This is a genomic window from Pseudomonas sp. Ors-4-3C (genome assembly GCF_055755035.1).
This window is the reverse complement of sequence record NZ_CM146900.1, coordinates 1,467,357-1,480,391: the sequence shown is the minus strand read 5'-3', so window position 1 is coordinate 1,480,391 and position 13,035 is coordinate 1,467,357. Positions and strand designations below refer to the sequence as shown.

At 59.7% G+C, this 13,035-nt stretch carries 15 protein-coding genes; 7 read left to right on the top strand and 8 right to left on the bottom strand.

Features of this window, described 5'->3' with window-relative positions; translation table 11 throughout:
• Positions 1-43 precede the first annotated feature (43 nt).
• Positions 44-553 (bottom strand): DUF1993 domain-containing protein, encoded by a 510-nt coding sequence (locus ACVHNU_RS06670; RefSeq protein WP_025108902.1) that lies wholly within the window; start codon positions 551-553, stop codon positions 44-46.
• 125 nt (positions 554-678) lie between these two features.
• On the opposite strand from ACVHNU_RS06670, the gene ACVHNU_RS06665 reads away from it, so the two are divergent.
• Positions 679-1,323 carry a YceH family protein gene (locus tag ACVHNU_RS06665; RefSeq protein WP_226501269.1) on the top strand — a complete coding sequence of 215 codons (645 nt, stop codon included), beginning with the start codon at positions 679-681 and terminating at the stop codon, positions 1,321-1,323.
• Between the two features lie 111 nt (positions 1,324-1,434).
• Here the strand turns inward: ACVHNU_RS06665 and ACVHNU_RS06660 are convergent, their stop codons facing one another.
• Positions 1,435-1,953 (bottom strand): cupin domain-containing protein, encoded by a 519-nt coding sequence (locus tag ACVHNU_RS06660; protein ID WP_338801369.1) that lies wholly within the window; start codon positions 1,951-1,953, stop codon positions 1,435-1,437.
• A 210-nt stretch (positions 1,954-2,163) separates the two neighbouring features.
• The gene (locus ACVHNU_RS06655; RefSeq protein WP_473019268.1) at positions 2,164-2,982 is read right to left on the bottom strand and encodes a shikimate 5-dehydrogenase; all 819 of its coding nucleotides are present in this window, start codon (positions 2,980-2,982) and stop codon (positions 2,164-2,166) included.
• 256 nt (positions 2,983-3,238) lie between these two features.
• On the opposite strand from ACVHNU_RS06655, the gene ACVHNU_RS06650 reads away from it, so the two are divergent.
• The 3 genes from ACVHNU_RS06650 (at position 3,239) to ACVHNU_RS06640 (ending at position 4,297) form a co-directional block, all read left to right on the top strand.
• The gene (locus ACVHNU_RS06650) at positions 3,239-3,568 is read left to right on the top strand and encodes a hypothetical protein (RefSeq protein ID WP_003223605.1); all 330 of its coding nucleotides are present in this window, start codon (positions 3,239-3,241) and stop codon (positions 3,566-3,568) included.
• 249 nt (positions 3,569-3,817) lie between these two features.
• Positions 3,818-4,012, top strand: coding sequence for a hypothetical protein (locus tag ACVHNU_RS06645; RefSeq protein ID WP_025108897.1), 195 nt, complete (start codon positions 3,818-3,820; stop codon positions 4,010-4,012).
• 102 nt (positions 4,013-4,114) lie between these two features.
• On the top strand, positions 4,115-4,297 hold the full coding sequence (locus ACVHNU_RS06640; protein WP_103520501.1) for a hypothetical protein: 183 nt from the start codon (positions 4,115-4,117) through the stop codon (positions 4,295-4,297).
• Here ACVHNU_RS06640 and ACVHNU_RS06635 read toward each other — a convergent pair.
• Together ACVHNU_RS06635 and ACVHNU_RS06630 are read right to left on the bottom strand one after the other, a co-directional pair.
• The gene (locus ACVHNU_RS06635) at positions 4,294-5,355 is read right to left on the bottom strand and encodes an AI-2E family transporter (protein ID WP_473019267.1); all 1,062 of its coding nucleotides are present in this window, start codon (positions 5,353-5,355) and stop codon (positions 4,294-4,296) included. The genes ACVHNU_RS06640 and ACVHNU_RS06635 overlap by 4 nt on opposite strands.
• A 110-nt stretch (positions 5,356-5,465) precedes the next feature.
• A complete protein-coding gene (locus ACVHNU_RS06630) occupies positions 5,466-6,152 on the bottom strand; it encodes a cysteine hydrolase family protein (RefSeq protein ID WP_103484120.1) in 687 nt (228 codons plus the stop codon).
• Positions 6,153-6,357: 205 nt separating this feature from the next.
• On the opposite strand from ACVHNU_RS06630, the gene trhP reads away from it, so the two are divergent.
• Positions 6,358-7,692, top strand: a complete 1,335-nt coding sequence (trhP, locus tag ACVHNU_RS06625; RefSeq protein ID WP_473019266.1) for a prephenate-dependent tRNA uridine(34) hydroxylase TrhP — start codon at positions 6,358-6,360, stop codon at positions 7,690-7,692.
• 191 nt (positions 7,693-7,883) lie between these two features.
• On the opposite strand, the gene ACVHNU_RS06620 is transcribed toward trhP, so the two are convergent.
• Positions 7,884-8,114 (bottom strand): hypothetical protein, encoded by a 231-nt coding sequence (locus ACVHNU_RS06620; RefSeq protein WP_003223599.1) that lies wholly within the window; start codon positions 8,112-8,114, stop codon positions 7,884-7,886.
• 92 nt (positions 8,115-8,206) lie between these two features.
• The gene (locus ACVHNU_RS06615) at positions 8,207-8,920 is read right to left on the bottom strand and encodes a FadR/GntR family transcriptional regulator (protein WP_103484122.1); all 714 of its coding nucleotides are present in this window, start codon (positions 8,918-8,920) and stop codon (positions 8,207-8,209) included.
• Positions 8,921-9,287: 367 nt separating this feature from the next.
• Here ACVHNU_RS06615 and ACVHNU_RS06610 point away from each other — a divergent pair, with 367 nt between their 5' ends.
• Both ACVHNU_RS06610 and gudD read left to right on the top strand, forming a co-directional pair.
• Positions 9,288-10,634 (top strand): MFS transporter, encoded by a 1,347-nt coding sequence (locus ACVHNU_RS06610; RefSeq protein ID WP_473019265.1) that lies wholly within the window; start codon positions 9,288-9,290, stop codon positions 10,632-10,634.
• Positions 10,635-10,659: 25 nt separating this feature from the next.
• The gene (gene gudD, locus ACVHNU_RS06605) at positions 10,660-12,003 is read left to right on the top strand and encodes a glucarate dehydratase (RefSeq protein ID WP_177434680.1); all 1,344 of its coding nucleotides are present in this window, start codon (positions 10,660-10,662) and stop codon (positions 12,001-12,003) included.
• Between the two features lie 131 nt (positions 12,004-12,134).
• Here the strand turns inward: gudD and ACVHNU_RS06600 are convergent, their stop codons facing one another.
• Positions 12,135-13,007: a LysR family transcriptional regulator gene (locus ACVHNU_RS06600; RefSeq protein ID WP_045122372.1), complete on the bottom strand. Its 873-nt coding sequence runs from the start codon at positions 13,005-13,007 to the stop codon at positions 12,135-12,137.
• Between the last annotated feature and the right edge of the window lie 28 nt (positions 13,008-13,035).

Here is a 13,035-nt window from a genome sequence, read left to right as displayed (position 1 = left end):
GCCAAGGCGTAAACCTTGGCGGGCTTTTTTGTAGCTGGGTGTTTTAGTACGCGCCCATGAAATCGCGTTTACCCACTTCAACACCGTTGTGACGCAGCAGCGCGTAGGTGGTGGTGACGTGGAAGAAGAACTGCGGCAAACCGTAGCTCAGCAGGTAAGCCTGGCCGCTGAAGCGCTTCTCTTTCGGAGTGCCCGGACGGGTCACGATTTCGATACCTTCCTTGCCGTTGATCTGCTCCGGCTTGATCTCGCCGATGTAAGCCAGGACCTTGGCGATCAGCGCCTGCAGCTCGGCGAAGGTGGTTTCGGTGTCGTCATATTTCGGGATTTCGACTTCAGCCAGACGCGAGGAAACACCCTTGGCGAAGTCGACGGCGATCTGCACCTGACGCACCAGCGGGAACATGTCCGGGTACAGGCGTGCTTGCAGGAAGGCGTTCGGGTCGATGTTTTTCTCGGTGGCGTGGGCTTCAGCCTTTTTCAGGACATCGCTCAGGGCGTTGAGCATTTGTTGAAAAACCGGGACGGATGCGGCGTACAGGGAAATGGTCATGGCAGTCTCGTATGATGGCTGGGTGGAACATGGAGGCGATTATAGCCATGCTTGATGACCACACGGCTTGCCTTTTGTTAGCCAAGGATTAGGCTAGGCGCCTTCGACTGCAGAGGGAACGCGCGATGACCACCGAACTTGAAACCACCACCGACGAACCACGGCTCAACGCCACGGAAATCCGCATTCTGGGTTCGTTGATCGAAAAACAGGCCACCAGCCCGGAAACCTACCCGCTGACCCTCAATGCACTGGTGCTGGCCTGCAATCAGAAAACCAGCCGCGAGCCGGTGATGAGCCTGACTCAAGGCCAGGTTGGCCAGAGCCTGCGGGCGCTGGAAAGCCACGGTTACGCCAAACTGGTCATGGGCAGTCGCGCCGATCGCTGGGAGCACAAGCTCGACAAGGCGCTGGAACTGGTGCCGGCCCAAGTGATTCTCACCGGTTTGATGTTCCTGCGTGGCCCGCAAACGGTAAATGAGCTGCTGACCCGCAGCGGTCGCATGCATGACTTCGAAGATGCCGAGCAGGTGGTGCATCAGCTTGAACGCCTGATCGCGCGCGGGCTGGCGGTGTTGATTCCGCGTCAGGCCGGTCAGCGTGAAGACCGCTACACCCATGCGCTGGGCGATCCGGCGGATATCGAGGCGATATTGGCGGCGCGGCAGAATCCTGGGGAACGCTCTAGCGGCGGTGTTTCGGTTGAGCGCATCGAAGAACTGGAAGCGCGGATTGCAGCGCTGGAAGAACGTCTGGCGCGTCTCGAATAATCACCACAATCCTATTGTGGGAGCGGGCTTGCTCGCGAAGAGGCCGTGTCAGTCACATCCCGGTGAATGACCCACCGCATTCGCGAGCAAGCCCGCTCCCACAGGGTCTATTTATTCACCCTCCCAGTAATCCACCCCGTCCGCCAGCCGCGCCACGGCAACAAAACCTGACGTATTGCCCTCGGCATCAACCTTGAAGTTGTCCATCACCGCGTATTTGTTGGAGTCCGGGTACTCACAGATATCCGGTTGCTGCTGGGTGCTGACCGCGAGGTAACGCAGCTCCGCGTCGCTGGTGTTGATGATCTGATGCGCGGTTTCCGGGCCGCCCGGCGGGCAGGCAATCACGTCGCCTGCGCGGATCGGAAAGCGCTCGGCCCCCAGTCGCACCTCGCCCTCCCCGGCTACCACATAGAACATCTCTTCGTTGACCCGATGGCTGTGAAACGGACTGCCGCGCATGCCCGGCGGCAGGGCATAGAGCCGATAACCGAGCTTCTGTGCGCCGAGATGCTGGCCGATGCGGGCCATGCGTTGTTGATAGCGGCCAGCGGTTTCGCCTTCCGGGGCCAGAGCTTCGGGCAGGGGTTCGAGTTCGACCTGGTGCAGGTTGAGGATGGGCGGATGCATGGTGGCGCCTCGATCAGGTTTTTGTGAGGGGCAAGTCTTGGCTTGCTGAGGCCGCAGTATAGGCAACCCGATAAACCGAGTTGAATTCATCGCTGGCAAGCCAGCTCCCACAGGATTTGTGGTTGCTCACATGGTTGTGTTGCAACCTGATACCTGTGGGAGCGGGCTTGCTCGCGAAGGGGCCCGCTGGCTCAGCGCAAAACTCAATGATCAGCTGCGAGCAAACGCCACCGCTGCCGCAAACTGTTCTTCACTCGGCCGCACCCCGGTGTACAGCACAAACTGCTCCAGCGCCTGGATCGCAATAACTTCAAGCCCGGTGATGACCTTTTTACCCTCGGCCCGGCCCCGCACGATCAGCGGTGTCTCCGACGGAATCGCCACCACATCGAACACGGTCTCGGCAGCCTGGATCACTTCAGGCTCGAACGCCAGTTGCCCGGCCTCCGGTCCGCCGTCCATGCCCACCGGGGTGACGTTGATCAGCATCTGCGGCCGCTCTTCGCCCAGCTCCGCCTGCCAGCGATAGCCCAGCGAATCCGCCAACGCCCGTCCGGCACGCTCATTGCGCGCAACGATCAACCCATTCCTGTAGCCACCATCGCGCAAGGCACTGGCCACCGCTTTGGCCATGCCGCCGCTGCCGCGCAGGGCGAACGTCGAATCCTTCGGCACCGCGTGGGTTTCCAGCAATTGCGCGATGGCGATGTAGTCGGTGTTGTAGGCCTTGAGGTGGCCGTTGGTGTTGACGATGGTGTTGATCGACTGGATCGCCGCCGCCGACGCATCCAGTTCATCGACCAGCGCGATGCACGCTTCCTTGAACGGCATCGACACACCGCAACCGCGAATCCCCAGCGCACGAATCCCGCTAACGGCCCCCGGCAGATCCTGACTGCTGAACGCCTTGTAATAGAAGTTCAGGCCCAACTGCTCATACAAATGGTTATGAAACCGCAGACCGAAGTTCCCGGGGCGCCCGGACAGGGACATGCACAGCTGGGTGTCTTTGTTGGGATTCATCTGCATGAAACTTCTCCTGAAAACCGACTTTCGGATGGACGGAGTTAGCCATTCCATCGTGTTGTGAACGATCATAAGCACTATCTGCAACGGGCTTCGCGAGGCTTTGGCCCTACGGTAAAGAAGCCGGTACAGACCTTACACAAACTTTACCCAGACGCTGTGCTGATTTACAAAAACACGTTGTCTTAGAAGTATCCCCGCGATAGTCCTTGGGTCTAATTGCAGATTCAAGCGCCGGGTTGAATAACGAGGAATTATCATGATCCGTAAACTTCCTGTCTTAGCTTTGCTGATCGGTGCATTGGCTGTTACCGGACAGGCGCAAGCCGGTGGTTACTATTATCACGGTCACGGCGGCTGCTGCTGGGGCGGCGGACACGCTGGCTGGGTTGGTCCGGCCGCTGTCGGTGCAGTGTTGGGCGCAGTGGTAGCGGGTTCGGTGATGTCCTCACCGCGCACGGTTTACGTACAGCAACCGGTGTATGTACAACCCCAGCCGGTTTACGCACCGCCACCGGTCTACTACCAGCCACCACCTCCACCGGTTTACTACCAGCCACCGGGCTATTACGTTCAGCCTCGCTACTAAGGCCGACGTCTGTAGCGTACAGGCTGTAAATGAAACAGGCTCCGCCGCAAGGCGGGGCCTGTTTTCGTTCAGGTATGTCTGAATAAATCTTGCGAAGGTCGCTACCAGGACAATGCTGGCGACTAGAATCGGCATGATGAATACAGCGCCCTTTCCTGATGCTGGGGAAAACGGTCATCTATTTGTCATGACGGAGCCGCAATCTGAATCCGTCCGTAAACAACAGGTTGATAAAAACAAGGACGACCCATGCCTACTCAAAATCCGCACCGCATCGTCGGCCTGTGCACTTCAAGCAAGGTGTACAGCGCGCTGACTGAACTGAAACACCTGGAAGGCCACCGCTGCGCCAAGTTTCTTTCGCTGCTGGCGGAGAATCTCGTGCACAAGGGCTTGCTCAATGAGCGCGAAGTGGTGCACATGCTCGACCAGGTTGTCGATTGAAACAGCCCTCACTGTTATCAATGACCACTATCGAAAGCGTTGATTGTCCCTGAGCGCAGCGAATACCTAAGGTAGCTCCACAGATTGATGGAGGTACTTGTCATGGCTCAGGTTCAAATCATGTCGGTAGTTGGCAGCGCTGTTCCCGCATCGCTCAGAGCGTCGGGATTGCTCGCCTGCTGGTATCTGGTGCGCGATGGCGAGCCGATCAGCGGCCCGCTCACTTCACTGCCCGCGGCGCAGGCCCTGTCGCAGAAAATCGTCAGCGCGCCGTTCCACGCTTAAGGCAACTGGACCTTCGGTTTGGTCTCAATGAACAGCGCCCAGCTCGACATGAACAGCGCCGCGATCAGCGGCCCGATCACGAAACCGTTGAGGCCGAACACTGCGAGGCCGCCGAGGGTCGAGATCAGGATCATGTAATCCGGCATCCGCGTGTCCTTGCCGACCAGGATCGGGCGCAGCACGTTGTCCACCAGACCGATTACAAATACCCCGAACAACCCCAGCACCACACCCTGCCAGATCATCCCGCTGAGCAGGAAGTACACCGCCACCGGCGCCCAGACGATCCCCGCCCCCACCGCAGGCAACAGTGACAGAAAGCCCATCAGCACCGCCCACAGCAACGCGCTGGGAATGTCGAGAAACCAGAAAATCGCCCCACCCAATGCCCCTTGAGTGACCGCCACCACCAGGTTGCCCTTCACCGTCGCGCGTACCACCCGATTGAATTTCAATTGCAAACGGCGTTTGTGATTCTCTTCCAGCGGTACCGCGGTGCGAATCTTGCGCACCAGCTCGGCGCCATCGCGCAGAAAGAAAAACAGCAGGTACAGCATGATGCCGAAGCTGACCACGAACTCGAATGTGCCTTGACCGAAACTGAACGCCTGACTGGCCAGCACCTGACTGCCCTGCATCGATGCCTTGACGATTTTCTCGCGCAGACCATTGAGTTCGCCCATGCCAAAACGATCGAGCAGATGCTGGAAGTACGGCGGCAGGCTGTGTTTGAACTGCGCAATATAGGCGCCGATGTCCAGTTGCCCACTTTCGATGTTGGTGTACAGCGTCGCGCCTTCCTGGACCAACAACACGCTGAGGATGATCACCGGCAAAATCGCGATCACCAGACAAATGCCCAGGGTGCATAGAGAAGTCAGATTGCGTTGCCAGCCGAACTTTTGCTGCAACCGGCGCTGCATCGGCGCAAACAGGATGCCGAGGATCACCGCCCAGAACACCGCGCCGTAGAACGGCAGCAGAATCCATATGAAAGCGACCGTCACCAATACCAGCAGTACCGTGAGGGATTTGAATTGAAGGCTTTTTTCGTTCATGTCCGATCCATGTCAGTCAGGCGTCGTGCACGCCCCGATCCTTAGTCCGCCGGGACGCGCACGAGTGCCATCTTTATTCATGGAGCATAGTTGCCGATCACGGCCAGCATTCAGCGCACCGGCAGCTTGACGATCTGCTCGGTGGTCATGACGTCACCGAAGGTGTCTTCCACTTCCGCCAGCGCAGCCTGGTGCAGGGAATCCTTGTCGATGGACGAGCCATTGACGCGGGTAATCGCACGGGTGGCCGAGGCGTCGGAGGCGACGATCACGTTGTAACCCAGCGGCGCAGCATCCCGCGCGGCGCCGGCGACGCAGGCGTGAGTCATCAGGCCGGAAATGATCAGCGTATTGATGCCGGCCTTCTTCAGGCGTTCGTCAAGGTCGGTGCTGGCAAATACGCTGACCGTGGTCTTTTGCAGAACCACGTCTTGCGGGCGTGGCTGCATGTCCTTGTGAAATTTAACGGTCTCGCCATCGATGGCAAATACCGGCGAGCCAGCCGGCGCGACGTGCTGCACGTGATACACCGGGATCTTGTGGCTGTCGGCGAAGCTGATCAGCTCACGGGTTTTCGCCAGAGCGGCGGCACCGTCCGGGATCGGCATCCGGCCGCTGAAATATTCATTCTGGAAATCGATCACCACCAGTGCGGATTTGCCGGCCGGTAAATGATCGGCCGGTGTGGCGCCGGACATCGCACGAATGGTCGGGTGGCTGTCAGCCATTGCCCCGGTGCTGGCCAAGACACCGGAAAACGCACAAGCGGTGAGAAAGCGACGAGTAAAGTTCTGCATGGGAGAGTCCTGTTTCGGTTGATTTGATGAGCGAATGTTAAGCAGCCACCGTCGCACCGAACACAGTGAAACCGACACATGATTTGTGCAGGATCTACACAAATGAGCTACACAGATCAGCCTCGCTGACTCAAACGTAGATCCAGATCAATAAACCGCACTTGCCACTGCACTACCCTGCCGCGCTTTTGCGACCGATGCCGTCATGAAGCCAGAACTCCCCCTCGCCGCCCCGGAACTGCTCGCCCCTGCCGGCACCCTGAAGAACATGCGCTACGCCTTCGCCTACGGTGCCGATGCGGTTTACGCCGGGCAGCCGCGCTACAGCCTGCGGGTTCGCAACAACGAATTCGACCACGCCAACCTCGCCCTCGGCATTCGCGAAGCGCAGGCCCAGGGCAAGCGCTTCTACGTGGTGGTCAACATCGCCCCGCATAACGCCAAACTGAAGACTTTCCTCAAAGATCTGGCACCGGTGATCGAGATGGCACCGGACGCCCTGATCATGTCCGATCCGGGATTGATCATGCTGGTGCGCCGGCACTTCCCGCAGATGCCGATCCACCTCTCGGTGCAGGCCAACACGGTGAACTGGGCGAGTGTAGAGTTCTGGCAGCAACAGGGGCTGAGTCGGATCATCCTGTCGCGGGAACTGTCGCTGGAAGAAATCGGCGAAATCCGCGAACAGGTGCCGGGCATGGAACTGGAAGTGTTCGTCCACGGCGCGCTGTGCATGGCTTACTCCGGGCGCTGCCTGCTGTCGGGCTATATGAACAAGCGCGACGCCAATCAGGGCACCTGCACCAACGCCTGCCGCTGGAAATATTCGGCGCAGGCGGCCACCGAAAATCAACTCGGCGAGATCGTGCAGACCTTCCAGCCCGAGCCGACCCTCGGTATCGGCGCGCCGACCGATCAGGTGTTCCTGCTGCAGGAAGCCAATCGGCCCGATGAGTTGATGCCGGCTTTTGAGGACCAGCACGGTACTTACATCATGAACGCCAAGGATCTGCGCGCCGTGCAGCACGTCGAGCGCCTGACACGCATGGGCGTGCATTCGCTGAAGATCGAGGGCCGCACCAAGTCGCACTTCTATTGCGCGCGCACCACTCAGGTCTATCGCCGGGCAATTGACGACGCGATGGCCGGGCGCGAGTTTGATCGCAGCCTGATGACCGATCTGGAATCACTGGCCCAGCGCGGCTACACCGAAGGCTTCCTGCGCCGCCATGTGCATGACGAATACCAGAATTATCAGAACGGCAGCTCGGTGTCGGAGCGTCAGCAGTTCGTTGGCGAACTGACCGGCGAGCGCCGCGACCGGTTGGCCGAAGTCAAAGTGAAGAACCGTTTTGCCTTGGGCGACCATCTGGAGCTGATGACGCCCAAGGGCAACTTCCATTTCGATCTGCACCAGTTGCAGAGTGCCAAGGGCGAAGCCATTGAAGTCGCCCCCGGCGATGGGCACACGGTGTACCTGCCAATTCCGGATGCGGTGGATTTGCGCTTCGGCCTGCTGATGCGCGACCTGACTACTTGAACCCCTCCCTGTAGGAGATGCCGAAGGCTCGGGCCGCGTTCGGACGATCTTTTGATCTGGTTTTTCAACACCAAAATCAAAAGATCGCAGCCTGCGGCAGCTCCTACAGGGGGGATGCGCTCTACCTGTGGGAGCGGGCTTGCTCGCGAAAGGTTCGGTACAAACTATAAATATCTCATGCCGGGTTAGCCTCAGCGCCTGTCATCCGACAACGGCGTCGGTTCATCCGCCGGTGGTACATCATCGGCAGCCGGTGGATCCTTCCAGTCTTCCGGCCGATCGGCATCACTCAGCGGATCACGCCCCGGGCTCATGCCCGGCGGCGCATCGTGATCGGCCAGCGTCGGCTCGTCAGTGCCGGGCACCGGACGGGTTGGATCGGTCGGCAGCACACCACCCTGAAACAGCAAATCATTAGCCATGACACACCTCACCGAGGAGGTCCGGAAAACCCGGGCCATACAGCTTGGAAGCGCGCCTCTAAACGACGTGCTATCGAACAGACCAACGGCAATCAGCCCTGCGCACTGAAACGGTCGCGGCTGTTGGTCAGGTGCAGCCACATGGCCGCGCGCGCGGCATCCGGATCCTGGCGCTTGATCGCATTCAAAATCGCTTCGTGTTCGAGATTGGCCAACTGCCCCAGCTTGCTCAAATCCGCCGCGCCCCGCTCGGCGGCATTGAGCCGCTGACGCGGAATCATCGCGCTGCCCAGGTGCTGCATGATTTCGCTGAAGCAGACGTTACCCGTGGCTTCGGCGATCAGCAGATGAAAGCGTCGGTCGGCCTCGACGCAACTGTCGTTGCTGTCCAGCAGACGCTGATAGTCATCCAGCGCCTGACGCATTTGCAGCAATTGCTGCTCGCTGCGCCGTAACGCGGCCAACGCCGCGGCCTGCGTCTCCAGGCCCATGCGCAATTCAAGAATGCTGCGCACCCCGAGAGCGGTATCGACATTCAGCCGCAAGCCCTGCTCCGCAGCGCGCTCGATGACGAACGTGCCGATGCCGTGCCGCGTTTCGACCAGTCCCGACGCCTGCAATTTGGAAATCGCCTCGCGCACCACTGTGCGACTGACACCATGCTCCTGAACGATGGCGTTCTCCGACGGCAGCTTGTCGCCGGGTGACATCTGGCCGAGCAGGATCTTCTGGGTGAGTTTTTCCACCAGGTCGTGCGCAAGGTTATGCGTGCGTTTAGGCGCGGGGGCGTCGAGGTCTTCTTGCATGATCGGTTCCGGGCATCGGGGCTCGCGGATCGTAGCACTACGCAGTCGCTGACGAGATTGGTTTTAGCGCTAAAACCGCCTCCATCTTGTATGACAACATTGAGGAAATCTGGATTTTAGCCTCAAAGAGTCGGTTGAGCACATTTAAAAAATTCTAAAAATGGTCGCTGGGAAAAGAAAGCGATGACCGAAAAACCCCAATGAAATCGACTGCTTTTGCTAAAAGGACATAAGAAAATTGCCTGCCAGATGAATTTAATCGCCCCACCCCACTTGTAGGACAAAAAATTCAAGTTGTATGATGTCTATCAACAAAGCAGCACCCAGCACTACCCCCGCATAAAAATAATCAGTGGGAGAAAAACAAGTGAAAACCTCCATCTCCGGGATGAACGAGGGCGTCGATTCGACACTCGCGTCCGCCATCTCGAAAGTGAAACGCCACGTCCTGCCGCTCTTCGTGATCATGTTCATCGTCAATTACATTGACCGGGTGAACATCGGTTTCGTCCGCACTCACATGGAACATGACCTGGGCATTGGTGCTGCCGCCTACGGCTTCGGCGCCGGTCTGTTCTTCATCGGTTACGCGCTGTTCGAAGTCCCGTCCAACATGCTCTTGCAGAAAGTCGGCGCGCGTATCTGGCTGACCCGCATCATGCTCACCTGGGGTCTGGTCGCCGCCGGCATGGCGTTCATCCAGAACGAAACGCACTTTTACATCCTGCGTTTCCTGCTCGGTGTGGCCGAGGCCGGATTCTTTCCCGGGGTGATCTACTACTTCACGCGCTGGCTGCCGGGTGCCGAACGCGGCAAGGCAATCGCGATTTTCCTCAGCGGCTCAGCGGTCGCCTCGCTGATCTCCGGCCCGTTGTCCGGCCTGCTCTTGCAGATCAATGGTCTGGGCCTGCACGGCTGGCAGTGGATGTACTTCATCGAGGGGATGTTTTCCGTGGGGCTGTGTGTGTTCGTGTGGTTCTGGCTCGACGCCAAACCGCACGACGCAAAATGGCTGACCCGCGCCGAACAGGACGCATTGGTCAATGCCATCGACGATGAACAGAAGGCCCGCGAAGCCGCGACGCCGATCCGCCCGTCGATGGGCAAACTGCTCAAGGACCGGCAGATCATCCTGTTCTGCTTGATCTACTTTTTCATCCAGCTGACGATCTACGCCGCGACGTTCTGGCTGCCGAGCATCATCAAGAAAATGGGCGAGATGAGTGACTTCCAGGTCGGGCTGTTCAACTCGATTCCGTGGTTGCTGTCGATCATCGGCATGTACGCTTTCGCCGCTTTCTCGGCCAAGTGGAAGCACCAGCAGGCCTGGGTCGCGACCGCGCTGCTGATTGCGGCGGCGGGGATGTTCATGTCCACCACCGGCGGGCCGATTTTTGCCTTTGTCGCGATCTGTTTTGCTGCGCTGGGCTTCAAGTCCGCTTCATCGTTGTTCTGGCCGATTCCCCAGGCCTATCTGGATGCGCGAATCGCTGCGGCAGTGATCGCGCTGATCAACTCGGTGGGCAACCTCGGCGGCTTCGTCGCGCCGACCACCTTCGGCTTGCTCGAAGAGCACACCGGCTCGATTCAGGGCGGCCTCTATGGCCTGGCCGCGACCTCGATCATCGCCGCCATCATCGTCTTCGCCGCGCGCACCACACCGAAACCCGCTGCAGACCTCGCCGTGGCGGAAGCCGCGCCAAAGCACGCCTGAATTCTGTCTTATTAGGATAAAAATCATGACCGCACACGACACCGCCAAAGCGCCGATCATCACCGACATGCAGGTGATTCCGGTGGCCGGCCACGACGGCATGCTGCTCAACCTGAGCGGCGCCCATGGGCCGTTTTTCACCCGCAACATCGTCATCCTCAAGGACAACGCCGGGCACACCGGCGTCGGTGAAGTGCCCGGTGGCGAGCGCATCCGACAGACGCTGGAGGACGCCCGCAGTCTGGTGCTCGGCAGCTCGATCGGCAACTATCAGAAAATCCTCAATCAGGTGCGTCAGACCTTCGCCGAGCGTGATGCCGGCGGCCGTGGCCTGCAGACCTTCGACCTGCGCATCACCATTCACGCAGTGACCGGACTCGAAGCCGCCCTGCTCGACCTGCTCGGCCAACACCTCGACGTGCCGGTCGCGGCGTTGCTCGGCGAAGGCCAGCAGCGCGATCAAGTGAAGATGCTCGGTTATCTGTTCTACGTCGGTGACCAGCGCGAAACCAGCCTCGCCTACCGCAGCGAACCGGATGCCGATAACGACTGGTTCCGCGTGCGACACGAGAAGGCTATGACCGCCGAAGCGGTGGTGCGTCTGGCTGAAGCGGCCCAGGCGAAATACGGTTTCCAGGACTTCAAACTCAAGGGCGGCGTGCTCAGTGGCGATGCGGAAATCGAAGCGGTGACGGCCCTGGCCGAACGTTTTCCCAAGGCGCGCATCACCCTTGATCCGAATGGCGCCTGGTCACTGAAAGAAGCGATTCGTCTGTGCCGCGATCAGCATCACGTGCTGGCTTACGCCGAAGACCCCTGCGGTGCGGAAAACGGTTACTCGGGGCGTGAAGTCATGGCCGAATTTCGCCGCGCCACCGGAATGAAGACGGCGACCAACATGATCGCCACCGACTGGCGCGAGATGGGCCACGCGATCCAGTTGCAGTCGGTGGACATCCCTTTGGCCGACCCGCACTTCTGGACCATGCAAGGCTCGGTGCGTGTCGCGCAACTGTGCCATGAATGGGGCCTGACCTGGGGTTCGCACTCCAACAACCACTTCGATATCTCGCTGGCGATGTTTACCCATGTCGCGGCAGCGGCACCGGGCAACATCACCGCCATCGACACGCACTGGATCTGGCAGGACGGCCAGCGTCTGACCAAGGCGCCGCTGCAGATTGTGGACGGCTGCGTGCAAGTGCCGCAAAAGCCGGGTCTTGGGGTGGAGCTGGACATGGATCAGGTGGGCAAGGCTCACGAACTCTACAAAGGCATGGGCCTCGGTGCGCGGGATGACAGCGTGGCGATGCAGTTTTTGATTCCGGGATGGACGTTCGATAACAAGCGGCCGTGTCTGGTGCGCTGACATTCTCAAGCTCACCGCACTTCAAATGTGGGAGCGGGCTTGCTCGCGAAAGCGGTGTGTCATTCAACTCAAATATTGACTGACACGCAGCCTTCGCGAGCAAGCCCGCTCCCACAGGGGGGGGATTTGTATCAGGCAGAGATTTGTAGCAGCCAGTTTTTGAACGCCGTCATCGCTGCCGTCTCCGGCCGCGACTGCAGGCGCGTCAGCCAATAACTGCCGGTGGTGATTTCAATCGCAAACGGCTGGCGAATCACGTCCGCCGCCAGTTGCCGGGCGAACATCAGCGGCGGCGCCAAGGCCACCCCGCTGCCCTGCAGCGCCGCTTCCATCATCGCCAGCGACGAATCGAACACAATGCTCTGCGGCGGTGCCGCGTGGGTGGCCAGGCCGGCGGCGTGAAACCACTCCGGCCACTCATCGGTGCGATAGGAACGCAGCAAGCGTTGTTGCAGCAGATCGCCCGGGGTGTGCAGCTGCCGGGCAATTTCCGGTACGCACAGTACCGATAGTGGAGCGTCGAGCAGACGCGTTGCCTCGATGCCATGCCACGCTCCGGCGCCAAAACGAATCGCGTAATCCAGACCTTCGGCGGCGACGTCGACACGATTGTTGTTGGTCGACAGCCGCAAATCTATGAGCGGATGTTTCGCCTGGAAGTCTGCCAGTCGCGGCAGCAGCCAACCGACCGCAAAGGTTCCTACGGCGCCCACGGTCAACATTTCCCGATACTGACCGCCGGCCAGCCGCTCGAGCATCTGCGCGATATGATCGAACGACGTGGTCAACACCGGCAGCAGGGTTTCCCCTTCACTGGTCAGCATCAGCCCACGGGGCAGGCGTTTGAACAGGGTGACATTGAGCTGCGCTTCAAGGCTTTTGACCTGATGGCTCACCGCCGCTTGGGTCACGCACAGTTCCACGGCGGCGCGGGTAAAGCTCAAATGCCGCGCCGAGGCTTCGAACGCGCGCAGTGCATTGAGCGGCAGTTGAGGTCGAATCATGCCCAGTCCCAAATTTTTCTAATGGCTC